The organism is Streptomyces sp. NPDC104226 (genome assembly GCF_055584085.1).
This window is the reverse complement of sequence record NZ_JBVJMS010000013.1, coordinates 128,656-151,440: the sequence shown is the minus strand read 5'-3', so window position 1 is coordinate 151,440 and position 22,785 is coordinate 128,656. Positions and strand designations below refer to the sequence as shown.

The window sequence follows — 22,785 nt, the reverse complement described above, 5'->3', positions numbered from 1 at the left end:
CGTTGGGATGGACGGGTCCTGGCTCAGCCGTCGAGGGTGGCCATGGCGCCGGCGGGGTAGCGGTCGCCCACCGTGCTGCCGTGGGGGGCGATCCGGTCGAGGGCCGCGAGGTCGTCGGCGCTCAGGGCGACGGCGCTCGCGGCGATGTTCTCCTCCAGGTACTTCACCCGCTTGGTGCCGGGGATGGCGACGACGTCGTCGCCCTGGGCCAGTACCCAGGCCAGCGCGAGCTGGCCGGTGGTGATCCCCTTGGCCTCGGCGAGGGCCGTCAGCTGCTCGACGACGTGCAGGTTGGCGTCGAGGTTGTCGCCCTGGAAGCGGGGGGCCACCCGGCGGAAGTCGTGTGCGGCGAGGTGGTCGAGGGTGCGGATGGCGCCGGTCAGCAGGCCCCGGCCGAGCGGGCTGTAGCCGACGAAGCCGATGCCGAGCTCGCGGACCGTCGCGAGGACGTCGTTGACCTCGACGTCGCGGGTGGACAGGGAGTACTCGGTCTGCACCGCGGTGAGCGGATGGACGGCGTGGGCGCGGCGGATGGTCGGGGCGGCCGCCTCGGAGATGCCGAGGTGGCGCACCTTGCCGGCGGCGACCAGTTCGGACAGGGCGCCGAAGGTCTCCTCGACCGGTACGGCGGGGTCGACCCGGTGGAGGTAGTAGAGGTCGATCCGGTCGGTGCCGAGGCGGCGCAGGCTGCCCTCGACGGAGGCGCGGATGTACTCCGGGCGGCCGTTCTGCTTGCCGGTGATCGTCCCGTCGGGGGTGACCTCGTTGCCGACCTTGGAGGCGACGACGACCTCGTCGCGCCGCCCCGCGATGACCTTGGCGACGAACTCCTCGTTGGTGTGCGGACCGTAGAAGTCCGAGGTGTCGAGGAGGTTCACGCCGAGTTCGAAGGCCCGGTGGGCCGTACGCAGGGCCTCCTGGTCGTCGGCCGGGCCGTAGGCGAAGGTCATGCCCATGCATCCGAGACCCTGCTCGGAGACCGCCAGCCCCTGGCTGCCGAGCTTTCGTTGCCGCATCATCATGCGCCTTCCGCGGTAGTTATCGTCGCTAGGAATTCTAGCGTAGCTAGACTAGAGAACTGCCGGAGCCGCCCTCGAGGCCGGGCCGGGAGGGCGGCACACCAGTCGTGCTGCCGTGCTGCCGTGGTCAGGCCGCGGAGCTCAGCTCGGTCGTGACGGAGGACCAGGTGTGCTCCCGCTCCGCCGTCTTCCCGGCGCGCTCGGCGTGCTCCGCGGCGAACGACTCCCACGGGTCGGCGCCGAGCGCCTCGGCCGCGGCCGCGCGCAGCCACACGTCGAAGGCCTCGCGGGACTGCCCCAGCCGCTTCGCGGCCCCCGCCGGGTCGCGCGCCTCCAGCCGGAGCACCAGTACGTCCTGGTCGCCGAGCCGCTGGAGGGCGAAGGACTCCTGGAGGATGCCGGCCCTGCGCCGGGAGGCCTCGTACTCCCTCAGGCGCGGCCCGGAGAACTCCGCCTGTACGTCCTTCCAGCGGGCGGCGCCGCCCTCGGGGAGGGGCAGGAGCACGGTGGCGGGCTCGACGCTCCGGCGCGCGGCCGCGCGGGCGGCGCCGCGCGAGGAGGGCGCGAGGCGGCGCATGCCGAGCACGGAGAGCATGTTGGACTCGACGCCGATGCCCCAGCGTTCGGCGATCAGGCCGTCGTCCAGCAGCCGCCAGACCACCACGCCCTGGAACTCGATGTACCGCCCGGTGGGCGGCATGCCGAGGAACTCGCCCCGGTGCGTGCCGCGCCAGGTGTTGTGGATGACGACGTGATCGCCGTGGGCGCTCATGTCCTCGATGGTCACGTGCAGGTCGGGGAAGCCCTCGCGCAGTCCCGCGATGGTGTACTTGACGCCCTCCAGCCCCTCGGGCGCACCCGGCAGCGGCTGGTGGTCGATCATGTCGGGGCTGTAGATCTCCTCCACGATGGAGAAGTCGCCCCGGTTCACGAAGGTGTCGAAGACCGCACGGATGGTCTTCTTGTTGCGCTCCTCCACGCTCACCGCGGCGCGCTCCGTCTCTTGTATCGACACTTTTCTTCCTTAGCTGGTGGGGAAGGGCGCTTCCCAGGTGAGGGTGAGTCCCGCGTACAGGTAGCGGCTGGCCTCGATCGCGAGCAGCAGCACGGTGTCCCCGGGCCGGATGCGGCCCTCGGTCCAGCCGGCGTCCAGCGCGAGGGGGACCGCGGCGGAGCCGGTGGCTCCCACGTCGGTGAGGTTCTCCACGATGATCTTGCTCAGGGTGGCCTGGTCGTCCTCGGACAGCCCGGCCGTGCCGTACTCGCTCGCGAAGTACTCGGCGTTGCCCTCCGGGAGCACGCACGCGTCGATGTCCGAGAGGGCGAGCCCCGAGCGGCGCAGCATGTCGTGGATGCCCTCCACGAAGACCTTGGGGCCGAACTGGGCGGTGCCGGGGATGTCGAGCTTGATGTCCATCAGACGCGTGCGCTGCTGCTGTTCGTGCAGCGGGGCGTCGGTGCCGCCGCCGACGATCAGCATGCCGGGCTTGCGGGCGCCGCCCATGGACTGCGTGGCGAACACCTGGCGGCTGCCCTCGTGGGCCGAGCCCTCCTCGCCCCCGCGCAGCACCACGGCCCCGGCGCCGTCGCCGAAGGTGTAGACGGTGAGCCGGTCGCGCATCCGCACCTTGTGCGGGTCGCGGCCGAGGAAGACCGGTGCGAGCAGCGGTGAGACCGACTCCGCGCCGATGACGAGCGCGGTGCGGTAGGTGCCGTCGGCCAGCAGCCGCCGGGCGATGTCGAAGGCCTGGACGGCGCCCACGCAGCCCGCCCTGACCTCGATGACCGCGCAGTTCTCCAGGCCGAGCTGCTCCTGGACGTAGGTGGCCGCGACCGGCAGGAGGTAGTCCGGGCTGGCGGTGGAGAGCACGATCAGGTCGACCTCGGCCGCCTCCACGCCGGCCCGCTCCAGGGCCTGGCGGGCGGCGGCGGTGGCCATGGCGGAGGTGCTCGTACGGTGTTCGCCGGTGACCGGGTCCACCATCCAGTGGCGGCGCTTGACCTGGATGCCCTCCAGTACGTCGTCGGGCAGCGGCCCGCAGACCCGGGCGAGGGCGTCGTTGTCGAGGGGGTCGCCGGGCAGGTGGGCGCCGGTGGCGAGGATCGATACGTGGCGGTCGGTGCTGGGTGACATGGTCAGTTCTCCGTAGCGGGACGGGCCGGACGCAGGACGAGGCTGATGTGGGTCCCCCCGAGCGAGGAGCTGTTGATGAGGACCGGCCCGCTGTCCAGGCCGTTGTCCCAGCCGGTGAGGGCGAGTACGGCGGCCAGCTGTGCGCCCGCGCCCGCCGGTTCGCCGAGCGTCCGCTTGGGGGTGTGGACGGGGACGGAGCCCGCCCCTTCGAGCCGGCCGGCGGCCAGCTGCTCGGGGCCGTCGGCGCGTTCCAGGCCGGCCGCGTTGGCCCAGATCCCGGTCAGCTCGTCGGGCCGGACGCCCGCGTGGGCCAGGGCCCCGCGCATGGCCCGCTCCACGCCTTCGCCCTCCGCGTCCCAACGGCCGATGCCCTGGGCGTCGCAGGTGGTGGTGTGCCCGGCGAACTCGGCCAGCACCCGGGCCCCGCGGGCCAGGGCGCTCGACTCGCGCTCCAGGACCAGGGCGATGCCCCCTTCGGACAGGGTGTAGCCCTCGTCCCCGAACAGGGGCAGCCCGCGGTAGGCCTCCAGGACGCCCGGGGAGAGGTCCTCCACCGCCGGGCACAGCACCGCGTCCGCGCGGCCCTGGAGCAGCAGGTCGTAGGCGACGGTCAGGGCCGAGGCCCCGGCCGCGTGACCGGTCGTCACCGTCGAGGTGGGGCCCTTGGCGCCGACGTTCATGGCGACCTGGCCGGCGGCGGCGTTGAAGACGGTGTTGGGGAAGACGGCCGGGCTGCCGTAGGAGGGGCAGATGTCGAGGACGGGCTGCAGGAAGTCCTCGATGCTGCGCATCGGGCCCAGCCCGGTGCCCAGGACGACGCCGACCCGCTCGTCGGCGGTGAGTCCGGCGTGCTCCAGGGCCACCCGGCAGGAGGCCACGGCGAGCTGGCCGAGCCGGTCCACGCGGCGCCGCTCGGCGGGTGAGAAGTGCGCCGCCGGGTCGAAGTCCGCGCGCGCGACGCGCAGTCCGTCCTCCGGTGCGCCCAGCGGGCCGCCCTCGCGCCAGGCCCGCCACAGCGCCTCGGCGCCCGTACCGGCCGCGGTGATCGCGGCGAAGCCGGTGACCACCACCTTCTCCCCGGCGGGCGGGACCTCGGCGGTGAACCGCCGGGCGTCCGGACGGCCGAAGGCCACGCACGCGTTGGCCCCGGCGAAGGCGAAGTTGTTCGACAGCGCGGCGTCCATGGCCAGCGGGCGCCCGGCGTCGGGCACGGCGTCCAGGCCGCACTTGGGGTCCACGCCGGTGAAGTTGGCCGTGGGCGGGGCGATCTGCTCGACCAGTGCCTGGACGGTGACGATGGCCTCGACCGCCCCGGCGGCGCCCAGCAGGTGGCCGATCATGGACTTGGAGCTGCTCAGCGGGGTCTGCTCGGCGCTCTCGCCCAGCGCGGCACGGACCGCGTTGCTCTCGGCGGAGTCGTTCTTCGGCGTGCCGGTGCCGTGGCCGTTGATGTAGCCGACGTCCTCGGGGGTGAGCCCGGAGGACCGCAGCGCACCGCGGATCGCGCGGGCCGCGCCCTCGCCCTTGGGGTGCGGGGCGGTGGCGTGGTAGCCGTCCGCGGAGAGCCCGTAGCCCAGGACCTCGGCGAGGACCGTGGCGCCCGCGGCGCGGGCCACGGACTCCTCGGCCAGGACGAGCATGCCCGCGCCCTCGCCCAGCGAGAGGCCGTCGCGGTCCTTGGAGTACGGGGCGGCCGGCTTGCTGGACAGCGACTGGAGGCTGGTGAATCCGGCCCAGGCCGTCTCGGTGAAGGCGTCGCTGCCCCCGACGAGCATGGCGTCGGAGTGTCCCGAGCGGATCGATTCGACGGCGTGGGCGATGGCGTGGGCGCCCGACGCGCACGCCGTGTTCACCGACAGCGACGGCCCCTTGAGCCCGAAGGCGCTGCTGAGCGCCTCGGCGATGGCCTGCGGGGGCACCAGCAGGTAGTGCCGGCCGTCGTCCTCGGGGGCGCCGCCGGCCCGGGCTCTGCGGGCGAGCTTCTCCGCGCTGCGCAGCCCGCCGTTGCAGGAGCCGAAGGAGACGCCCCAGCGGTCGGCGGGCAGGCCTCCGAGGTCCGCCTGGTCCAGCGCCTCCTGCGCCGCCGCCAGCGCGAAGTCGACGGCGGGCTCGCGGTCCCGTCCGCCGAAGGCGGCCAGGTAGTCGTAGGCGGGGGCGAGCTCGCTCTGGACCTCGCCGCCGATGTCGGTGCCGTAGCCCTCCATCGGCATGCCGCGCACCGGTCCGATGGCCGGGTATCCGGCCCGTACGCCCTCCCACAGCGCCGTGGCGGTGGCTCCCTGGGCGGTCACGGCGCCGACGCCGCAGACCACCACGGTCCGGGTCCGGGTCCGGCCCGTGCCGCCCGGTGCGGTGTCGTGCTCGTACGCGTCGTCGGTCATGTCCGCTCTCCGTCCGGGGGTATGCGTATGTCCGTCATGACGTCCGCCCCATGGCGATGGCCACCGCCTGGCCTTCCAGACCGCGGGCGAGGGCCAGTGCGCTGTCGGGCCGCGTTTCGCGCGGGGTGAGCGGTACGTAGTCCAGGTCGCACTCGTCGGCCTGGTGGTGCAGGTTCTGGGTGGCGGGGACGACGCCGGAGTCCAGGGCGAGCGCGGTGACGGCCGCGTTCAGGGCGCCGGCTCCGCCGACCAGGTGGCCGGTCTGCGGTTTGATGCTGCTGATCTGGGCCGCCTTGGCGGAGGTGCCGAGCGCGTCGTGCAGGGCGAGGGTCTCGCTGGCGTCGCCCTGGACGGTGGCGCAGCCGTGTGCGGCGATGTAGCCGCCGTCGTGGAAGACGCCGCCCGCGTCGTCGAGCGCGCGGACGATCGCCCGGGACAGGCCGCGGGCCCTGGCCTGCGGACTGGGCGGGCGTACGCAGTCGTTGCCCGCGCCGTACCCGGTGACCTCGGCGTAGCAGTGGGCGCCGCGCGCCAGGGCGTGTTCGCGTTCCTCCAGGACGAGGAGGGCGGCGCCCTCGCCGAACACGGAGCCGCTGCGGTCCCGGTCGAAGGGCCGGAAGGCCTCCCGGCCGAGGTCGGTGCGGGTGGACAGGACGCCGAGGCCGTCCATCTTGGACATGGCCCACCAGCCGGTGGCGTCGTCGTACCCGCCGGCGAGCACGATGTCGGCCTCGCCGCGGCGTACGGTGCGCATCCCGCGGCCGATCGCCATGGCGCCGGCGTCGGCGGTGCCGGCGAAGTAGGCGTTGGCGCCGCGGATGCCGTACTTCTCGGAGATGTGGAAGCCGGCCGCGGGCTGCAGCCCCTCCACGAAGAACAGCGGGGCGATCACCGAGGAGGCCGTCTGGCCCAGCTTGTACAGGTCGGGGGTGCCGTCCTCGGCGCGGACGGCCTGCAGCTGGGCGATGAGCTCGTCCATGCGGGGCATTTCCTTGTTGCTGCCGAGGAACAGCCCGGCGCGCCCGCCGAGGTCGCCCGCGCCGTCCAGACCGGCGTCGCGCAGCGCCAATGTGGCGCCCGCCAGGGCCAGTTGGTCCCCGCGGCACAGCATGCGCAGGGTGCGCCGGTTGGCCCACTGCGTGGGGTCGAAGTCGGGGATCTCGGCGCCGATGCCGGTGCGCAGCGGCGCGGGGTCGTAGGCGCGCAGCGGGCCGATCCCGCTGCGGCCCTCCAGGAGGTTCTCCCAGGTGGGTGCGGCGCCCTGGCCGATCGCGGTCATCAGACCGATGCCGGTCACCATCACGCGCCGCCTGTCGTCGCTCATGCTGTGCCCTCCCTGGGCTTGTCGGCGCTCACCAGGGTGAGGAGGCGAGCGGCGGCAACCACACGGCCCTCGACCCGGGCGGTGGTCCGTACATCGGTCGTCTGCTGGGTGCGGCCCGTCACCTCGACGGTGATCTCGACCTGGTCGCCGGGGGCCACGAAGTGCTTCCAGCGGACGCCCCGTACGGAGGCGAGCCGCCAGCCGGCCGGGTCGCCGCCCGCGGCGGCCTTCGCGAGGTCGGCCATGCTCTCCAGGAGCAGTACGCCCGGCAGGATGGGGTGCCGGGGGAAGTGGTGGTCGAAGACGGGCAGGGTGGCGGGGATGTTGCGGACGGCGACCGCCCGCTCGCCCGGGACGAGCTCCACGAGCCGGTCGAAGCCGTGGGGGACTTCGGCGGTCGCGGTGGACTCGGCGGCGGCGGTGGCCGGAGCCGTCGCGGTGCTCACGCCTCCTCCTGCGGGGCGGCTATGACGATGCTGGTGTTGCTGCCGCCGAACGCGAAGGCGTTGATGAGGACCGCCGATACCGGCATGGAGCGGGCGGTGTTCGGTACGTAGTCCAGGTCGAGCCCGCGGTCGGGCCGGTCGAGGTTGAGGGTGGGCGGCACCAGGGAGTGCCGCATCGCGCCCACGGCCGCGAGGACGCCGAGTCCGAGGCTGGCCGAGGTCAGGTGTCCGGCCATGGACTTGGGAGCGCTGACCACCAGCCGCTGCGCCTCGGCGCCGAACACCTTCTTGATGGCGGTGGTCTCCGACTGGTCGTTGCCGTGCGTGCTGGTGCCGTGCGCCACCACGTAGTCGATGCCGCCGGTACCGAGGCCGGATTCGGCGATGGCCCCCTCCATGGCCTGGATGGCTCCGGAGCCGTCCGGCGGGGAGTCGGTGATGCGGTAGGCGTTGAGGGTGGAGCTGTAGCCGAGGACCTCGGCGAGGATGGTGGCGCCGCGTTCGCGGGCCGCGTCCATGTCCTCCAGGATGACGGCGACGGCTCCCTCGCCGACCACGAAGCCGCTGCGGTCCGCGTCGAAGGGGCGCGAGGCGTGCTCGGGATCGTCGTTGTACCGGTCCGTCAGTGCCCCGAGCAGGCTGAAGCCGAGCAGGTCGAGCCAGGTCGTCAGCGAGTCGTAGCCGCCGGCGATCATCAGCTTCGCGTCGCCCTCCTGGATGGCGCGGTACGCCTCCCCGATGGCGTGCCCGGATCCGGCGCAGGCCGTACTGATGCCCAGCATCGGGCCGGTGCCGCCGACCATCCGGGCCATGGCGGCCAGCGGGACGTTCTGGTCGTCGGTCAGGGTGAGGGCGGGGGGCTGGCAGATGAAGGCGTCCGCCTGGCCGGTGGTGGCCCGCAGGTGCCCGATGTCGAGCAGGGCCTGGAGCTCGGGGCGCCCGACGCTGGCTCCCATGGCGACGCCGCGCTCGTCGGCGGCGTACACCTCCTCGGAGAGCCCGTCGATCCCGGCGGAGCGCACCGCCTCCCAGGCCGCCGCGACGCCGAACTGGCCGACGCGGGAGAGGTGCTTGCGCCCGACCTTCGCCGGGATGGCGGCCGCCGCGTCGAAGTCCTTGACCTGTGCGGCGATGCGCACCGGGAAGCCGGAGGCGTCGAAGGTGGTCAGCGGACCGACTCCGCTGCGTCCGGTGGCCAGGCCTTCCCAGGTGCTGTCCGCATCGTTCCCGAGAGGGGTGACCGCCCCGACTCCGGTGATGGCTACGCGCTTCATCCGACCGGTCCTCCGCCCTGCAGCTGTCGCGCCATGCGCGCCGTGTTCGCCGGGTCGTCGAGACGCTCGGCGTCGATGAGCGCGCACATGATGCCGCTCGCTTCCAGGACGGTCTCGCCGTCCACCGTGACGGTGCCGTCCAGGATCGCGGCGTCGTCGTTCATCGATTCGATCCTGGCCTCCATGCGGAGCACCTCACCGGGCACCACGGGACGGTGGGCGGTGGCCTCGCCGACGGCGAGCAGCGCCGCGCGCAGCGTGTGGTCGGTGCTGAGCATGATCAGCCAGGTGGCCGACTGGCACAGTGCCTCCAGCGCGAGGCCGAAGGGCAGTGCCGGGCCGTTCGCCGTGGCCTGCCAGTAGTCCTCGTCGACGGTGGTGACCTTGCGGGCGGTGATCCGCTCGCGGGGGGTCCAGGTCTCGATCCGGTCGATCAGATGGAATCGCATCGTCGTCTCTTCTTCTTCCGTTCCCTCCGGTCCGTTACGGGCGGCCGATGCCGAGCTGGGCGGAGAATCCGCCGTCCACGGTGAGCAGTTCGCCGGTGGTGTAGCCGGAGTCCGGGCCGGCGAGGAACACGGCGGCCGCGGCGACCTGCTCGACGGTGGCGAAGCGGCGCAGGGGGATCTGGCGCTTGATGCTCTTGCCCCCGTCGCGCTGGAGCACCTCGCCCACCAGTTCGGTCGGGGTGAAGCCGGCGAGGACCGCGTTGACCCGTACGCCGAACCGCGCGAGCTCGATCGCGGCGGAGCGGGTGAAGGAGTTCAGGGCGCCCTTGGAGGCGGAGTAGTTGGACTGTCCGATCCAGCCGCGCTCGCCCATGGCGGAGGAGATGTTGACGACGGTGGCCTCGCCCTGGGCCATGAAGTGCTCCATGACGGCGTGCGTGCAGTGGTACGCCCCGCCGAAGTTGACCTTCATGACGTTCAGCCAGGCGTCCGGCGCGCCTTGGTAGATCAGGCCGTCGTCGCTGGTGCCCGCGTTGTTGACCAGCACGTTCAGGGAGCCCAGCTGACGGATGGCCTCGGCGACCAGTTCCGCGGCCTGTTCGGGGTCGGAGACGTCGGCTCCGATCGCCACGGCCCGGCCGCCCGCCGCCTCGATCTCCTTGACGACCGCCAGGGCGTCTTCCCGGCGTGAGCGGTAGTTGACTGCGACGGCCGCCCCCTGTTCGGCCAGGGCCAGGGCGATGGCCCGGCCGATGCCCCGCGAGGCACCGGTGACCAGGGCGGTGCGGTCCTTCAGCTTCATCTGTCTCTTCCCGTTTCTGCTACGAGGTGGGCGTCCTGGCTGCTGCGGCCGACGGGCGCCATACGGGCCCCGGCGCCACCCCGCACCCGCCCGGCCCGTCGGTGGGGGCCGGGCGGACGCGGGACGGCATGTCAGGCTGCGGCGGCCGCGTGGGCGCGCTCGGTCAGCAGATCGGTGAGGTTCTGGACGGTGAACAGGCCGAGGACGCCTTCGGCGGTCAGCGGCTCGGCGAGCTGCGTGCGGTCGAACTGCGGCAGGACCTTCTCCAGGTGGGTCAGGCCGGTGTCGTTGACGACCTCGTTCTCGTCGCCGAACTCCTCGTCCGGGATGCCGCCCTGGAGCAGGTTGGCGATGTCGGCCACGGTGATCTTCACCTTGGTGGCGCGCTCCAGCCGGAAGAGGATGTCGAGCAGGTCGATGGACTCGGCACCCAGCGCCCCGAGGAGGGTCGCGTCGGGAACGGCCTCGGCCTCGTCGATGCCGAGGGCGTCGGCTATGGCGGCCTGGACCGCGGGGAGGTAGTCGGTCGACAGGGTGGTCAGGGTTTCGGGCACCGTGTGCTGCCTTTCGAATGGGTTCCCCCGGAGGGGACGGAGGGTGAGGGAGAGGGCGCAGGGGCCCGGAGGCGCGGGAGCGCGGGATCGGTCGGGCGTACGGGAACGGTCGGGCGTACGGGTTCAGGCGGCGGCCGCGCCGGCGAGCGGTTCGGGGCTCAGGTCGCGCAGCAGGGTGCTGATGCGGCGCTCGTCGTTGGTGCTGCGCACCAGGGCGCCGGGCACGCAGCGGCCCGCGAAGCCGCTGAGGACGCGGCCGGGGCCGGCCTCCAGGTAGCCGCCCACTCCGTGCAGCGAGGCGGCCGCCAGCACGTCGACCCAGCGCACGGGGCCGGCGAGCTGGCGCCGGAGCAGGTCGCGGGCGTGCGCCCCGTCCCGTACCGCGGCGCCGGTCACCGAGCTGATGACGAGCAGCCGGGGCGCGGAGAACGTGGTGCGCTCCAGTTCGGCGGTGAACTCGTCCTCGACCGCGCTCATCAGCGAACAGTGGAAGGGTGCGGAGACCTTGAGCGGCACGGCCCGCTCGGCGCCCGCCTCCAGGGCGAGCCGGCCCACCTCGGCGACCGCCTCGCTCTGGCCGGAGACGACCGTCTGGCCCGCCTCGTTGTAGTTGGCCACCTCCACGACGCCGAACGGTGCGGCCTCCGCGCAGAGTTGCTCGATCCGTTCCGGAGCCAGCCCCATGAGCGCGGTCATGGCCCCGGAGACCCGGCGCGAGACACCGGCCATGAGCTCGCCGCGGCGGCGTACGAGACGCAGTGCGTCACCCGCTTCGAGGACGCCGGCGGCGATCAGGGCCGTGTACTCGCCCAGGCTGTGACCGGCGACCGCGGCGGGGCGGAAGCCCGTCTCCTGGCGCAGTACCTCGTACACGGCGAGGCTGGTGGCGACGATGGCGGGCTGGGCGATCTCGGTCGGTGCGAGGTCCGCGTCGGGGGCCGTGGTGCACAGTTCCGTCAGGGGGAGTCCCGTGGCCTCCTCCGCCCGGGCCAGCACGCGTCCGACCGTGCGGGGGTGTGCGCGCAGGAGGTGTCCGGCCATGCCCGCGCGCTGCGAGCCCTGGCCGGGAAACATCGTGAAGAGATTGTCGATCATCCCCGTTCCTACCTCACTGAGTTGTGGGTGACAGGCCGCCGAGCAGCCGGATGGCGTCGGCCCGCTGAGCCGCAGCGCCGTCGGCGGCCGTCCTCGACACCGTGAAATCTGGCATCACGTTCTGGCGCATTCCTCGAATGCGCCTCGATTCAGCCAGCGGCCGCGCCGGGGGCGGTGGCCGGTTGCGCGGCCGCCCGTCCGGGGGCCTTGGCCCAGCGGGTTCCGTAGGCGACCTGCCCCTTCTCCGCCGCGCCGAAGGCCTTGGTGTTCCAGTTCTTGCGCATGAAGGCCTCCCGCGCCTTGATCAGCAGGGGGTTCTCGACCGAGCCCATCTGGCCGATCCGCCAGGCGATGCGCTGCAGGGGCGCCGTGCGCGCGCGACGCTCGGTCTCGTAGCCGCGCAGGCCGGCGACCGGGTCGCTGCCCGCCCCCGCCAGGTGCTCGGCGAGCACCAGGGCGTCTTCCAGGGCCTGGCAGGCTCCCTGGCCGATGTTGAAGGTGATGGGGTGGGCGGCGTCGCCGAGGAGGGTGACGCGGCCCTTGCCCCACTGGCGTTCGGGCTTGCGGCCCTCGACGTCGCCGCGCAGGATCCACTCCTCGGGGGTGGCGCGCAGGATGTCCGCGACCGGGCCGCCCCAGCCCGCGTGGCGGCGCAGCAGCATGTCCCGTACGCCGGGCTCGTCGCGGCCGCCGGGCGCTCCGTTGGCCACGCTCATCCAGTGCACCAGGCCGGGGGCGACGTCGTAGTAGGTGAAGCGGGTGCCCGGCCCGAACATCGCGTTGAAGGTGCCCGGCGGGATGTCGGCGTGCTCCATCGGGGCCCGGCCGCGCCAGGCGATGTAGCCGCTGAAGCGGTTCCTGGCGGGGCCGAACATGGCGTCGCGCACGGCTCCGTGGATGCCGTCGGCCCCGATCAGCAGGTCGCCGCGGTCGCTGCCGCCGTCGGCGAAGCGGACGGTGACGCCCTCGGCGTCCTGGTCGAAGCCGATGACGTGGGCTCCGGTGCGCACGACGGGGCCCTCCAGCGCGTCGCGCAGGATGCCGTGCAGTACGGAGCGTTCGACGGCGATGGTGGGCTGTCCGTAGCGGGTGACGAAGTCGCCCACCGGCCAGGCGCCGAGCACCTCGCCGCGCCAGGTGCTGAAGTGCGCCGTCTGCTGGGCCGGGGCGATCTCCAGGACCTTCTCGGCCAGGCCCAGGTAGTCCAGCGCGAGCATGCCGTTGGTCCAGACGTGCAGTCCGGCACCTCCGTCGCGCAGTTCCTCGGCCCGCTCGAAGACGACGACCTCGAAGCCCTTGCGCTGGAGTGCGAGGGCTGCGGCGAGGCCGCCGATCCCTCCGCCGGCTATGAGTACGCGACGGGGACGTCCTATGGCCATCTCAAGCTCTCCTCGTGGCTGTCCGGGCGGCCGGGCCGCTCCCGCCGGGTGCGAAATCCCTGACGGACTCCGGGAGTTGTCAACGCTAGCATTGCGAGCGCCGATGTTGATAGTGTCAGCAGGACATCTAGCATCGCTATAACCCAGAGGTGGTTGTGATGGAAGCGCTCCTGCTCACGCTGGCCGTGGTGGCCACCATGGCCAACGCGGTGGTCTACGGCACCGACGTGTTCTCGGCACTCGTCCAGCGGCCGGCGATGGCCCACGTCGACGACGCGGCCCTGACCAGCGCCATGGGCCAGATCCACCGCTTCGGCGACCGCAGGATGCCCGTACCGGGCGTCTTCGGCCTGGTGGCCACGGTCGGCACCGCCGCCGTCGCCGGGTTCGAGGGCAAGACCACGCCGTCCGTGGCCTCGGGCATCGCCGCCCTGGCGCTCGTGGTGTGGCTGGCCGTCTACAACAAGGTGAGCGCGCCCGTGAACAAGGAGCTCACCGGAGCGGCCCTGGACTGCCGCGTCGCGCCCGACGCCCGCGGGCTGCAGCGGACCTGGGACAGCGTCATCAACGTCCGGGTCCTGCTCCAGGCGGTGGCGCTCGGCGGGATGTGCGTGGCGCTGGCCGCCTCCTGAACCCCGGCTCCGCCGCATCGCGCACGCCGGACGGGCTGTGCGGGAGGCCCGGAGGGGTGGCCGGTTTTCGTGGTTTTCACCAAGGCTGATGGCCTGCCGGTTTGGGAGAGACTGCCGGTCAGAGGGCTTGATCCGCCGCGTTCGCGGGCGGGAGCAGGCCCTCTCGCACGGTGAAAACCAACGGGGAGGACGGCACCATGAGTGCACAGGAGCAGTACGACAAGATCGGTGAGGCGTACGAGGGGTTCAAGGCCCTTCCGCTGGAGCAGTGGGCGATCGTGCCCGGATTCCTGGCCCTGGTCGGAGACGTGACGGGCAAGTCGGTGCTCGACGTGGCGTCCGGCACCGGCTTCTACAGCCGGGAGCTCAAGCGGCGCGGCGCGTCCGAGGTGCTCGGGATCGACATCTCCGGCGAGCTGGTCTCCGTGGCGCAGGGCATCGAGGAGCGCGACCCCCTGGGCGTGCGCTACGAGGTGGGCGACGCGGCCGAGCTGCGGTCCTTCGAGGAGCCCTTCGACGTCGGGCTGGCCGTCCAGCTCCTCAACTACGCCTCGGACATCGCCACCACGGAGCGGATGTGCCGCAACATCCACCGGAGCCTGAAGCCGGGCGCCGAGCTCTTCCTGATCAACCAGTCGCCCGACTACCGCTTCGACGGGCCCACCCCGGAGAAGTACGGCTTCCGCACCGAGCTGACCGGTGAGACGGTCGAGACCGGGCAGCAGGTCCGCACCACGGCACTGCTCGACCCGCCGGTCACGTTCATCGCGAACTTCCCGCGCCGCGAGGTCTACGAGAACTCCCTGAAGGCGGCCGGATTCAGCGAGCTCACCTGGACCCCGATCAAGGTGTCGGAGGCCGGCCTCCAGGAGTTCGGCGCGGAGCACTGGGCGAACCTCGCCGAGAACCCCCCGCTGGAGATGCTGCGCTGCGTCGCCTGAGGGTGCGCCGCCCGAGGTACGTCGCCTGACGGTGCGGCGGATGCCGTGACGGCCCGGTCCCGGGAGTTTCCCGGGGCCGGGCCGTCGGTCGTCCACGTGGCTCAGGCGAACAGGTCCGCCAGGAGTTCGGGGCCCAGCGGGATCGGGGCGGGCCGGTGGGCGGGGGGCCGGACGCCGTGCAGCTCGCGGACCAGGAAGTCCCAGCAGCGCTTGCGGACGTAGGCCAGGTGGTCGATGAAGGTGTGGTCGGCGCCGGGGACGATGAGCAGTTCGAAGTCCTTGTCGGCGGCGACGAGGCGGTCGGCGAGCCGGAGGGTGTGGGCCGGGTGGACCTGGTCGTCCATCTCTCCGTGGACGAGGAGCAGTCGGCCCGCGAGACGGTCCGCGAGGCCCAGGCTGGAGGTGCGGGCCCAGGCCTCGGGGTCGTCCGCGCCGTCGTAGGACTCCACGAAGCCCTGGTTGAAGCAGGGGGCGTCGTGCGAGCCGGACATGGCCACGCCCGCCGTGTAGACCTCGGGGTGGTCCAGCATCGCCCGGGCCGCGGCGAACCCGCCGCCGGAGTGGCCGAAGGCGCCGACCCGGTCCAGGTCCATCCACGGCCGGGTGGCGGCCAGTTGGCGCAGCGCCGCGACGTGGTCGTCCAGGCCGCCGGCGTCGGCCAGCCGGCCCTGGGAGGCGTCGTGGAAGGCCTTGCCGCGGCCGGGGGTGCCGCGGCCGTCCACGGCGATCACGACGAATCCGAGCGCCGCGAGGGGTTCGGCGTCCATGCCCAGGCCGCCGGGGTCGAAGCCCGGGGCGACGCGGTTGAGCTGGGGGCCCGGGTAGAGGCTGTCGATGACGGGGTAGCGCCGGGCGGGGTCGAAGTCCCGCGGCCGGTAGAGGACTCCGTAGACGTCGGTCTCGCCGTCGGCCGCCTTGACGCGGAACCGCTCCGGTGCGGTCCAGCCGGTCTTGGCGAGCTCGCCGGTGTCGGCGCGCTCCAGCTCGGCCAGGACCCGGCCGGACCAGTCGCGGACCCGGGTGACGGGCGGGGTGTCGACGGTGGACGCGGAGTCGATGAAGTACGTGCCGGTGGGGGACGTGGTGACGGTGTGGTCCTGGTCGTCCGGGGTGATCCGGGTGAAGGCCGAGCCGTCCAGGGAGGCGCCGCAGACCGTGCGCCGGTACGGGTCCTCCTCGACCAGGCCCGAGGCGGTGAAGTAGACCGTCCGGCCGGCCTCGTCGACGTGCAGGATCCGGCGGACCTCCCACGGACCGGAGGTGACCTGTCCGAGCAGGGCGCCGGTGTGCAGGTCGTAGCGGTACAGGTGGCCGCGGCCGTCGCGCTGCGAGTACCAGAGCACCTCGTCGGCCAGGACCCGGACGATGGGCGGCTCGAAGGCCCACGGGTTGGGCTCCACCCGGGTGGGCCCGGTCTCGGCGAGCACGGTGGTGACCTCGCCGGTGGCCGGGTCGAGCCGGTGCAGGGTGAGGGTGCGCAGGTCGCGGGGGCGGTCCAGGTAGTGGACGGCCGAGCCGTCCGGAGCCCACCACGCCCACTGGGCGGTGATCGGGGACAGCTGCGGCATGAGCAGCGGCTCGGCCTGCGCGCGGACCACCGTGCCCTCGGCGAGGTCCAGTACGACCAGCTCGGCGCGCGGCACGTGCGCGTCGCCGGGGTGGGCGTAGCGCTGGGTGCGGGCGACGGGCGCCCCGCCGCCGGCGGGGGCGGCCTCGACGAGGTGGGCGACGCGGACCTCGCGCTCGTCGGTGCGGTGCGCCAGCACCTTCGTGGAGTCGGGTGACCAGGCCACGGCGGGCGGCAGGTACGGGAGGCCTATCTTTCCGAGCAGGGTGGCGTTGGCCGTGCAGTCGGGGCCGGCGCCGTAGGCGTGGCCGGGTGCGCCGTCGGTGGTCAGGGCCCAGGTGCGGCCGTCGGACAGCGAGCGCGCCCACAGGTCGTGCCCCTGCCGGAACACGGTGAACCTCCCGTCGGGCGAGGGGACTTCCAGCGGGCTGCCCGGCGGGGTGGACCCGGCCTCGGCCCGCTCGCAGGTGTAGCCGTCCAGTTCGCAGCGCCAGTGCTCGCCGAAGGCGTCGAACTCCACGGCGCCGTCCACCGGTTCGATCGCCGGGAACGGCAGGGCCTCCGGGTCGGCCGGCTGCCCGGAGGCGGCGGCCAGGGCGGCGGCGAGCCGGGCGTGGTCGAAGGCCGGCTCCCGGGTGCCCGCCGCCGGGTCGACCAGGACGAACCGCCGGCCGGTGCCCGTGGGCACCGCGTACCAGAACCGGGCGCCGGCGTCGGTCCACTGCGGCCTGACCTTGTCGCCGGTGACGAGCTCGCCGGGGCGGGCGGGGCGGTGCAGGAGCCGCTCCGCGGCCCGGTACTGCTCGGTGGTGCTCATTGCTCTGCTCCTTCGACGGTGCGGGCTGGTGGCGGTGCTGCGGTGCGGGTGCGGCGGTGCGCCGGTGCGGGTGCTGCGGTGCGGCGGCGGGAGTCGTGCGGCTCAGAGGCTGCGGGCGGTGATGTCGCCGTAGGAGGTGGTCGCCCGGATGTCGAGGCGGGCGGCGGCGCCTTCGGCGTTCTTCAGGGAGTTGTGGATCCGGCCGTAGGAGGTGCCGGCGTCCAGGGTGGCGCCGGAGCCCGCGGCGGCACCGACCGAGATCGCCCCGGACTCGGTGCGCAGCACGACCGTGCCGTGGACGGCCTCGGCGACGGTGATGTCGCCCTGCTGGGTGCTGATGTCCGCGGAGCCGGCCAGGCGGCCGACCGCGATGTCGCCGGCCTGGACGGTGAGGCGGGCGCTCGCGGCCTCGTCGAGCTTGACGGTGGCCTGCGCGCCCTCGAAGGCGATGTCGCCGAGGCGTCCGAGGCCCCGGAGCTCGGCGGCGGCCGCCTTCGCCTCGATGCGGGAGCCGACGGGGAGCTGGACGGTGACCTCGATGGATCCGGCGGCGCCGAGGAGGCGGTTCTGCGCCTCGGGGACCTCGATGCGCAGGACGCCGTCGGCGTAGACGACCGTCGTCTGCTCCGCCGTCTTCACGTCGCGGCCCTTCGAGGCGTCCGCGGGCAGGACCTCGACGGTGGTGTCGGCCCGGTCGGCGGCGATGAGGCGGATCCGGCCGGCGGGGATGTCGAGGACGGCGGCGATCGGGGCGGTGGTGGCGAACTTCTGCATGGCTTTCTCCTGTGGTCTGCGGTGGTGCCGTTTGTTTCTGACAACGGAAAAGCTACGTTGCATTCCAATACTCGGCAACATCCTCGTTGCGCACTTCTCGCATTCTTGCAGCTCAGAGCCCCATTTTCATTGCAATGACCTTGGAGTCAATGCAACACGCGCCATCCACTCGTTGCAATGAACTAGGAGTGAACGCTATGCTGGGAGCATCGCGGACCTACAGAGGGAGATCACGGTGCCGGGAGGCAGACTCACGCAGCAGGAGCGCCAGCAGATCGCGCTGGGGCTGGCCGACGGGCTCGCCTACGCGGAGATCGCGCGCCGGCTGGACCGGCCGACCTCCACCGTCACCCGCGAGGTGATGCGCAACGGCGGTCCCGGCTCCTACCGCTCCGACCTGGCCCACCGCGCCACCGAACGCCGCGCCCACCGGAGCAGGCAGGCCGCCCCCCGGGGGCCCCTGGCCTCCCCGCAGGCCGACGGGCGCGATGCCGAGGCCGTGCGCGCGTACGAGGAGACGTTCGCCGGCATCTTCATGCAGTCGGGCCTGTCCAAGATGACGGCGCGGGTGCTCGCCGCGCTCTACACCACCGACGCGGGCAGCCTCACCGCGTCCGAACTCGTCCGGCGCCTCCAGGTCAGCCCGGCGTCCGTCTCCAAGGCCATCAGCTTCCTCGAAGGCCAGTCCCTCGTCCGCCGGGAGCCGGACGAGGGCCGCCGCGAGCGCTACGTCGTCGACGACGACGTCTGGTACCAGGGCATGATCGCCAGCGCCCGCGCGCACACCCTGCTCGTGGAGACGGCCCGGCAGGGCGTCGGCGTCCTCGGCCCGGGCACGCCGGCCGCCACCCGCCTCGAAAACATCGCCCGCTTCGTCGACTTCGTGAGCGAGGGCATAACCCGCGCCGCGGAGCAGGCCCGCGAGGTCCTCCACACCAAGCCCGCCCCACAGCCCCCGCAGACCTCCGACTGAGGAGCGAACGCCGACGCCCCCCCCGACCGAGTCAGGCCACGACGCCGGGGTCGTCGTCGTCGGCGTCGTGCAGGCGCTGGTCGAGGTCGTCGGTCCAGCGACGGGCCCAGGCACGCAGCCCGGCGGTCTCCTCCTCGGTGAGGCCGTACGCGGCGAACTCCTCGTCGTCCGCCCAGTCGACGCCGGCGAGGCGGTCGCGCAGGTCCTGGAGGCGGAACTCGTCGCGGCCGTGGCGCTCGCCGAGGCGTTCGAGTTCGGGGAGGGTGCGGTGGCGGGAAGCGGCGTGGACGTCGATGACGTCGCGGACGGCGCCGCGGTCGGCCAGCGCGCGGACCTTCGTCCCGATGACGGAGTCGAGGGGCAGGACCGGCCCGTACGCGGTCTGGGCCGGCGGGTTCCAGAAGTGCTCCTTGAGTACGTCGACCTCGCACTCCTCCCCGGTATCCGGGTCGACGACCATCAGCCGGGCCGACAGCGGATCCACGGCGATCACGCGCACCGGCCAGCCCCGGGCCGCGAGGTCCTGCTCCAGGCCGGTGACGATCTCGGCCATCGGGGCGGGGTTCTCGGTGGCGACGTCGAGGTCCTGGCTGAGGCGCTCGACGAGGCCGTGGGCCTGGACGGCGTACCCGCCGGTGATCACGAGAGGGTACGGGGCACCGATGTCGATCACGGCCGCGAGGAGCCTGCGGTGCAGGTCGCTCAGGTTCACGCGGTGGTGGATCCCGTCGCCGGGAGCAGCTCGGGGAAGGCGTCTTCCCAGACCTCGCGCAGGTGCCTGCTGACCAGGGTGCGCAGGACGGGCCACTGCGCGAGGAGGAGGTCGCGGTCCAGGAGGGCGACGAGGTCCTCGTGCTGCCCCTCGGCGAGGACGGTGCGGTAGAGGCCCATGCGCAGGCGCGGGCGGTCCAGGTCGTAGGACCGCAGCCCGGACCAGGCCACGTGCAGCGGCAGCTCGACCACGCCGTGCCGGGGGCCGGCGAGCTTCTCCAGCGAGGCGGGCAGCCGGCCGGCGTACCGGGCGCGGAGCACCTCCGCCGCCGAGGGCGCCGCACCGCTGGAGGGGAGCATGACCATGAACCCGATTATCCCGCGTCCCGCCCGTCACCGGTACCGCGGGCGCGTGGGCGGTGCCGCGGGGGCGTTCTGGGTCTCCCCTGGGCGTCGCGTGCGTCGTTGTTTACACGGGTGGACGGCGTCTGCAGAACTCTGGCCAGGCTCTGAAAACGCGGTGTGTTGAACGCGCGTCCCGGCCCGAAGAAGCTGTGAAGCACGATCCGGTCAGCTGTCCGCCGAGGGCGGGACCACGGACCGACGATCCGGCCGGCGCCGGTGGGACCGGGTGACCCCCCACCACCCAGGAGGCGAGCGGGCCCTTTCGCTCCCCGGCGCACCGTCCACCCTTCACAGAAGGCGGTACGAACCATGGCACTACGAAATACCGGCACCTGGCTCGAACGGTTGCCCGATCTGCCCGCCCTGCGCGCCGCCGACACCGGGGCGCGCATACGGATGATCGAGCAGTACATCTGCCAGGAGCTCACGGAGACCCTCGACATCCCGCCCGCCTACCGGATCAACGTCCGCCGGCCGCTGCGCAGCCAGGGCGTGGACTCGATCATGGCCATCCAGCTCAAGCGGAAGCTGGAGACGGCGCTCGGCGTCACGGTGAAGGCGGCGGACCTGCTGCGCGACGACAGCGTGGCCGAGGTCGCCGCCCTGCTGTGTGCGCTGATGCCGGACCGCCGGGAAGCCCGGGACCGGTTCGCCGCGACCGCCGGCGCAGGCCGATGAGTAAGGCCTCCGGGACGGCCCGGATCACCCCGCCGGACCAGGACATGCACCTGTGGGTGTGCCATCCGGACCTGACGGAGGAGAACGAGGCGGCCCTCGTCACGGACGAGCTCGACGCCAAGGAGCACAAACGGGCCGCGGCGTTCATCCGGCCGAACGACCGGCTGACGTACCTGTCGGCCCACATCGCGCTGCGCCGGCTGCTGTCCGCGTACACCGGCGTCGCGCCGGGCGAGTTGACGTTCGGCCGCGACGCCTGCCCGTGCTGCGACCGCCCGCACGGCCGGCCGGTGCTCCGCGACTCGCCGCTCCCGCTGCACTTCTCCCTGTCGCACAGCCACGGGGTGGTCCTCATCGGGATCGCGACCTCGACCGTGGGCATCGACGTGCAGCGGGTGCCGTCGCTGGAGACGACCGACCTGTGCTCGCCCGATCTGCACCCGATGGAGCAGAAGGAGCTGGCCGCGATCGAGAAGGACACGGACCGGCAGCTGGCCTTCGGCCGGCTCTGGACCCGTAAGGAGGCCTACTTCAAGGGCCTGGGCACCGGGCTCGGACGGGAGCTGTCCGCCGACTACCTGGGCACGGACGAGGGGCCGGACGTGGCCGACCGCCCCGAGGGCTGGATCGTGCAGAACCTGCCGAGCTGCCCCGCCCACGTGGCGGCGTCGGCCCTGCTCACCGACGGACCGCACGAGATCACCGCGCGCTTCGTGACGATGGAGATGCTGACCACCGCCGACGCCCTGGAGCTGATCGCCGCGGAGCCGTCCATGTGCTCGGACTTCGAACCGTCTGCCGACCGGTAGCCGGGATGGACCACTCAACGGGGAGGAAGTAGCACCGTGGTGACGACACAGCAGGCCGACGGAGTCGGCGCACCGCCCGACCGGCTCGGGGAACTGGCCCGCATCAAGGAAGAGACCCGCGAGGGCGCCAACCCGGCGGCCACCGAGCGCCAGCACGCCAAGGGCAAGCTGACCGCGCGCGAGCGGATCGACCTCCTCCTCGACAAGGGGAGCTTCTCGGAGGTCGAGGGTCTGCGCAGGCACCGGGCGACCGGCTTCGGCCTGGAGGACAAGCGCCCCTACACCGACGGGGTGGTCACCGGCTGGGGCGAGGTCGACGGCCGCACCGTGTTCGTGTACGCGCACGACTTCCGGATCTTCGGTGGGGCGCTCGGCGAGGCCCACGCCCAGAAGATCCACAAGGTCATGGACATGGCCATCGCGGCGGGTGCCCCGCTGGTCTCGCTGAACGACGGGGCGGGCGCGCGCATCCAGGAGGGCGTCTCCGCCCTCGCCGGGTACGGCGGCATCTTCCAGCGCAACACCAAGGCCTCCGGTGTGATCCCGCAGATCAGCGTGATGCTCGGACCGTGCGCCGGCGGCGCCGCGTACTCGCCGGCGCTCACCGACTTCGTCTTCGCCGTCCGCGACATCTCGCAGATGTTCATCACGGGTCCGGACGTGGTGCAGGCGGTCACCGGGGAGGAGGTCACCCAGAACGGCCTCGGCGGCGCCGACGTCCACGCCGGGGTCTCGGGCGTGGCCCACTTCGTCTACGACGACGAGGAGACCTGCCTCGCCGAGGTGCGCTACCTGCTCTCCCTGCTCCCCTCCAACAACCGCGAGCTGCCGCCGGACGTGCACAGCGAGGACAGCGAGGACCGGCACTGCGACGCGCTGCTCGACACGGTCCCGGCCGACGGGAACCGCTCGTACGACATCCGCGAGGTGATCGCGGAGATCACCGACGACGGCGACTACATGGAGGTCCACGCCGGCTGGGCGCCGAACCTGGTCGTGGCGCTGGCCCGGCTCGGCGGCCAGGTGGTGGGGATCGTCGCGAACCAGCCCGCGGCCATGGCCGGGGTCCTCGACATCAAGGCCAGCGAGAAGGGCGCGCGGTTCGTGCAGTTCTGCGACGCCTTCAACATCCCGCTGGTCACCCTCGTCGACGTGCCCGGCTTCCTGCCGGGCGTCGACCAGGAGCACCAGGGCATCATCCGGCGCGGCGCGAAGCTGCTGTACGCGTACTGCAACGCGACCGTGCCGCGGATCTCCGTGGTGCTGCGCAAGGCGTACGGCGGTGCGTACATCGTGATGGACTCCCGCTCGATCGGGGTGGACATCGCGCTGGCCTGGCCGACCAACGAGATCGCCGTGATGGGCGCCGAGGGCGCCGCCAACGTGGTCTTCCGGCGGGAGATCGCCGCCGCCGACGATCCCGAGGCGATGCGCCGGCAGAAGATCGACGAGTACAAGACCGAGCTGGTGCACCCGTATTACGCGGCCGAGCGCGGTCTCGTCGACGACGTGATCGACCCGCGCGAGACCCGCTCGGCGCTGATCCGCTGCCTGTCGATGCTGCGTACGAAGGACGCCGCGCTGCCCCGCCGCAAGCACGGCAACCCGCCCCAGTGAGGAG

Annotated in this window: 22 protein-coding genes; 6 read left to right on the top strand and 16 right to left on the bottom strand. The window is 72.9% G+C overall.

Annotated elements, in window-relative coordinates; all coding sequences use genetic code 11:
* Positions 1-23: 23 nt before the first annotated feature.
* The 12 genes from ACZ60J_RS34070 to ACZ60J_RS34015 form a co-directional block, all read right to left on the bottom strand.
* Positions 24-1,016, bottom strand: a complete 993-nt coding sequence (locus tag ACZ60J_RS34070) for an aldo/keto reductase (protein ID WP_469687923.1) — start codon at positions 1,014-1,016, stop codon at positions 24-26.
* Between the two features lie 130 nt (positions 1,017-1,146).
* On the bottom strand, positions 1,147-2,034 hold the full coding sequence (locus ACZ60J_RS34065) for an ester cyclase (RefSeq protein WP_469687921.1): 888 nt from the start codon (positions 2,032-2,034) through the stop codon (positions 1,147-1,149).
* 9 nt (positions 2,035-2,043) lie between these two features.
* Positions 2,044-3,153 carry a 3-oxoacyl-ACP synthase III family protein gene (locus ACZ60J_RS34060; protein ID WP_469687920.1) on the bottom strand — a complete coding sequence of 370 codons (1,110 nt, stop codon included), beginning with the start codon at positions 3,151-3,153 and terminating at the stop codon, positions 2,044-2,046.
* Between the two features lie 2 nt (positions 3,154-3,155).
* The gene (locus ACZ60J_RS34055) at positions 3,156-5,534 is read right to left on the bottom strand and encodes a beta-ketoacyl synthase N-terminal-like domain-containing protein (RefSeq protein ID WP_469687919.1); all 2,379 of its coding nucleotides are present in this window, start codon (positions 5,532-5,534) and stop codon (positions 3,156-3,158) included.
* 34 nt (positions 5,535-5,568) lie between these two features.
* Complete coding sequence (locus ACZ60J_RS34050) at positions 5,569-6,858, bottom strand: beta-ketoacyl-[acyl-carrier-protein] synthase family protein (protein ID WP_469687917.1); 1,290 nt, start codon at positions 6,856-6,858, stop codon at positions 5,569-5,571.
* Positions 6,855-7,304: a 3-hydroxyacyl-ACP dehydratase FabZ family protein gene (locus ACZ60J_RS34045; protein ID WP_469687915.1), complete on the bottom strand. Its 450-nt coding sequence runs from the start codon at positions 7,302-7,304 to the stop codon at positions 6,855-6,857. Before ACZ60J_RS34045 ends, ACZ60J_RS34050 begins: the two co-directional genes overlap by 4 nt.
* Complete coding sequence (locus ACZ60J_RS34040) at positions 7,301-8,578, bottom strand: beta-ketoacyl-[acyl-carrier-protein] synthase family protein (RefSeq protein WP_469687913.1); 1,278 nt, start codon at positions 8,576-8,578, stop codon at positions 7,301-7,303. Before ACZ60J_RS34040 ends, ACZ60J_RS34045 begins: the two co-directional genes overlap by 4 nt.
* Complete coding sequence (locus ACZ60J_RS34035) at positions 8,575-9,027, bottom strand: hotdog family protein (RefSeq protein ID WP_250745296.1); 453 nt, start codon at positions 9,025-9,027, stop codon at positions 8,575-8,577. The genes ACZ60J_RS34040 and ACZ60J_RS34035 overlap by 4 nt, the downstream gene beginning before the upstream one ends.
* A 34-nt stretch (positions 9,028-9,061) precedes the next feature.
* Positions 9,062-9,829: an SDR family NAD(P)-dependent oxidoreductase gene (locus tag ACZ60J_RS34030; RefSeq protein ID WP_469687912.1), complete on the bottom strand. Its 768-nt coding sequence runs from the start codon at positions 9,827-9,829 to the stop codon at positions 9,062-9,064.
* A 131-nt stretch (positions 9,830-9,960) separates the two neighbouring features.
* The gene (locus ACZ60J_RS34025; protein ID WP_469687910.1) at positions 9,961-10,383 is read right to left on the bottom strand and encodes an acyl carrier protein; all 423 of its coding nucleotides are present in this window, start codon (positions 10,381-10,383) and stop codon (positions 9,961-9,963) included.
* Positions 10,384-10,506: 123 nt separating this feature from the next.
* Positions 10,507-11,478 (bottom strand): ACP S-malonyltransferase, encoded by a 972-nt coding sequence (gene fabD / locus ACZ60J_RS34020; RefSeq protein WP_469687908.1) that lies wholly within the window; start codon positions 11,476-11,478, stop codon positions 10,507-10,509.
* A gap of 149 nt (positions 11,479-11,627) precedes the next feature.
* On the bottom strand, positions 11,628-12,857 hold the full coding sequence (locus ACZ60J_RS34015; protein WP_469687906.1) for an FAD-dependent monooxygenase: 1,230 nt from the start codon (positions 12,855-12,857) through the stop codon (positions 11,628-11,630).
* A 158-nt stretch (positions 12,858-13,015) separates the two neighbouring features.
* Here ACZ60J_RS34015 and ACZ60J_RS34010 point away from each other — a divergent pair, with 158 nt between their 5' ends.
* The gene (locus ACZ60J_RS34010) at positions 13,016-13,489 is read left to right on the top strand and encodes a DUF1772 domain-containing protein (RefSeq protein ID WP_469687904.1); all 474 of its coding nucleotides are present in this window, start codon (positions 13,016-13,018) and stop codon (positions 13,487-13,489) included.
* A 197-nt stretch (positions 13,490-13,686) separates the two neighbouring features.
* Positions 13,687-14,430, top strand: a complete 744-nt coding sequence (locus ACZ60J_RS34005) for a class I SAM-dependent methyltransferase (protein WP_469687902.1) — start codon at positions 13,687-13,689, stop codon at positions 14,428-14,430.
* A 101-nt stretch (positions 14,431-14,531) separates the two neighbouring features.
* Here ACZ60J_RS34005 and ACZ60J_RS34000 read toward each other — a convergent pair whose 3' ends face one another.
* Positions 14,532-16,814, bottom strand: a complete 2,283-nt coding sequence (locus tag ACZ60J_RS34000) for a S9 family peptidase (RefSeq protein ID WP_469687900.1) — start codon at positions 16,812-16,814, stop codon at positions 14,532-14,534.
* A gap of 102 nt (positions 16,815-16,916) precedes the next feature.
* Positions 16,917-17,588 (bottom strand): DUF4097 family beta strand repeat-containing protein, encoded by a 672-nt coding sequence (locus tag ACZ60J_RS33995; RefSeq protein WP_469687898.1) that lies wholly within the window; start codon positions 17,586-17,588, stop codon positions 16,917-16,919.
* A gap of 235 nt (positions 17,589-17,823) precedes the next feature.
* Between ACZ60J_RS33995 and ACZ60J_RS33990 the strand changes: the two genes are divergently transcribed.
* Positions 17,824-18,561 (top strand): GbsR/MarR family transcriptional regulator, encoded by a 738-nt coding sequence (locus ACZ60J_RS33990; RefSeq protein ID WP_469687896.1) that lies wholly within the window; start codon positions 17,824-17,826, stop codon positions 18,559-18,561.
* A 31-nt stretch (positions 18,562-18,592) separates the two neighbouring features.
* Here the strand turns inward: ACZ60J_RS33990 and ACZ60J_RS33985 are convergent, their stop codons facing one another.
* On the bottom strand, positions 18,593-19,273 hold the full coding sequence (locus ACZ60J_RS33985; protein ID WP_469687894.1) for a nucleotidyl transferase AbiEii/AbiGii toxin family protein: 681 nt from the start codon (positions 19,271-19,273) through the stop codon (positions 18,593-18,595).
* Positions 19,270-19,638 carry a hypothetical protein gene (locus ACZ60J_RS33980; protein WP_469687892.1) on the bottom strand — a complete coding sequence of 123 codons (369 nt, stop codon included), beginning with the start codon at positions 19,636-19,638 and terminating at the stop codon, positions 19,270-19,272. The genes ACZ60J_RS33985 and ACZ60J_RS33980 overlap by 4 nt, the downstream gene beginning before the upstream one ends.
* A 348-nt stretch (positions 19,639-19,986) precedes the next feature.
* On the opposite strand from ACZ60J_RS33980, the gene ACZ60J_RS33975 reads away from it, so the two are divergent.
* From ACZ60J_RS33975 to ACZ60J_RS33965, 3 genes are read left to right on the top strand one after another with little or no spacing between them, the layout of a single operon-like run.
* On the top strand, positions 19,987-20,355 hold the full coding sequence (locus tag ACZ60J_RS33975) for an acyl carrier protein (protein ID WP_469687890.1): 369 nt from the start codon (positions 19,987-19,989) through the stop codon (positions 20,353-20,355).
* Positions 20,352-21,164, top strand: coding sequence for a 4'-phosphopantetheinyl transferase family protein (locus tag ACZ60J_RS33970; RefSeq protein ID WP_469687888.1), 813 nt, complete (start codon positions 20,352-20,354; stop codon positions 21,162-21,164). Before ACZ60J_RS33975 ends, ACZ60J_RS33970 begins: the two co-directional genes overlap by 4 nt.
* Before the next feature lie 36 nt (positions 21,165-21,200).
* Positions 21,201-22,781, top strand: a complete 1,581-nt coding sequence (locus tag ACZ60J_RS33965; protein ID WP_274553406.1) for an acyl-CoA carboxylase subunit beta — start codon at positions 21,201-21,203, stop codon at positions 22,779-22,781.
* The last annotated feature ends 4 nt before the right edge of the window (positions 22,782-22,785 follow it).

Excerpts from the sequence above, each read along its gene's own strand:
- ACZ60J_RS34010 (WP_469687904.1), top strand. The coding sequence starts at position 13,016 with ATGGAAGCGCTCCTGCTCACGCTGGCCGTGGTGGCCACCATGGCCAAC.
- ACZ60J_RS34000 (WP_469687900.1), bottom strand. The coding sequence starts at position 16,814 with ATGAGCACCACCGAGCAGTACCGGGCCGCGGAGCGGCTCCTGCACCGC.
- ACZ60J_RS34070 (WP_469687923.1), bottom strand. The coding sequence starts at position 1,016 with ATGCGGCAACGAAAGCTCGGCAGCCAGGGGCTGGCGGTCTCCGAGCAG.
- ACZ60J_RS33970 (WP_469687888.1), top strand. The coding sequence starts at position 20,352 with ATGAGTAAGGCCTCCGGGACGGCCCGGATCACCCCGCCGGACCAGGAC.
- ACZ60J_RS34035 (WP_250745296.1), bottom strand. The coding sequence starts at position 9,027 with ATGCGATTCCATCTGATCGACCGGATCGAGACCTGGACCCCCCGCGAG.
- ACZ60J_RS33980 (WP_469687892.1), bottom strand. The coding sequence starts at position 19,638 with ATGGTCATGCTCCCCTCCAGCGGTGCGGCGCCCTCGGCGGCGGAGGTG.
- fabD (WP_469687908.1), bottom strand. The coding sequence starts at position 11,478 with ATGATCGACAATCTCTTCACGATGTTTCCCGGCCAGGGCTCGCAGCGC.
- ACZ60J_RS33995 (WP_469687898.1), bottom strand. The coding sequence starts at position 17,588 with ATGCAGAAGTTCGCCACCACCGCCCCGATCGCCGCCGTCCTCGACATC.
- ACZ60J_RS34005 (WP_469687902.1), top strand. The coding sequence starts at position 13,687 with ATGAGTGCACAGGAGCAGTACGACAAGATCGGTGAGGCGTACGAGGGG.
- ACZ60J_RS34015 (WP_469687906.1), bottom strand. The coding sequence starts at position 12,857 with ATGGCCATAGGACGTCCCCGTCGCGTACTCATAGCCGGCGGAGGGATC.
- ACZ60J_RS34050 (WP_469687917.1), bottom strand. The coding sequence starts at position 6,858 with ATGAGCGACGACAGGCGGCGCGTGATGGTGACCGGCATCGGTCTGATG.
- ACZ60J_RS34060 (WP_469687920.1), bottom strand. The coding sequence starts at position 3,153 with ATGTCACCCAGCACCGACCGCCACGTATCGATCCTCGCCACCGGCGCC.
- ACZ60J_RS34055 (WP_469687919.1), bottom strand. The coding sequence starts at position 5,534 with ATGACCGACGACGCGTACGAGCACGACACCGCACCGGGCGGCACGGGC.
- ACZ60J_RS33975 (WP_469687890.1), top strand. The coding sequence starts at position 19,987 with ATGGCACTACGAAATACCGGCACCTGGCTCGAACGGTTGCCCGATCTG.
- ACZ60J_RS34030 (WP_469687912.1), bottom strand. The coding sequence starts at position 9,829 with ATGAAGCTGAAGGACCGCACCGCCCTGGTCACCGGTGCCTCGCGGGGC.
- ACZ60J_RS34040 (WP_469687913.1), bottom strand. The coding sequence starts at position 8,578 with ATGAAGCGCGTAGCCATCACCGGAGTCGGGGCGGTCACCCCTCTCGGG.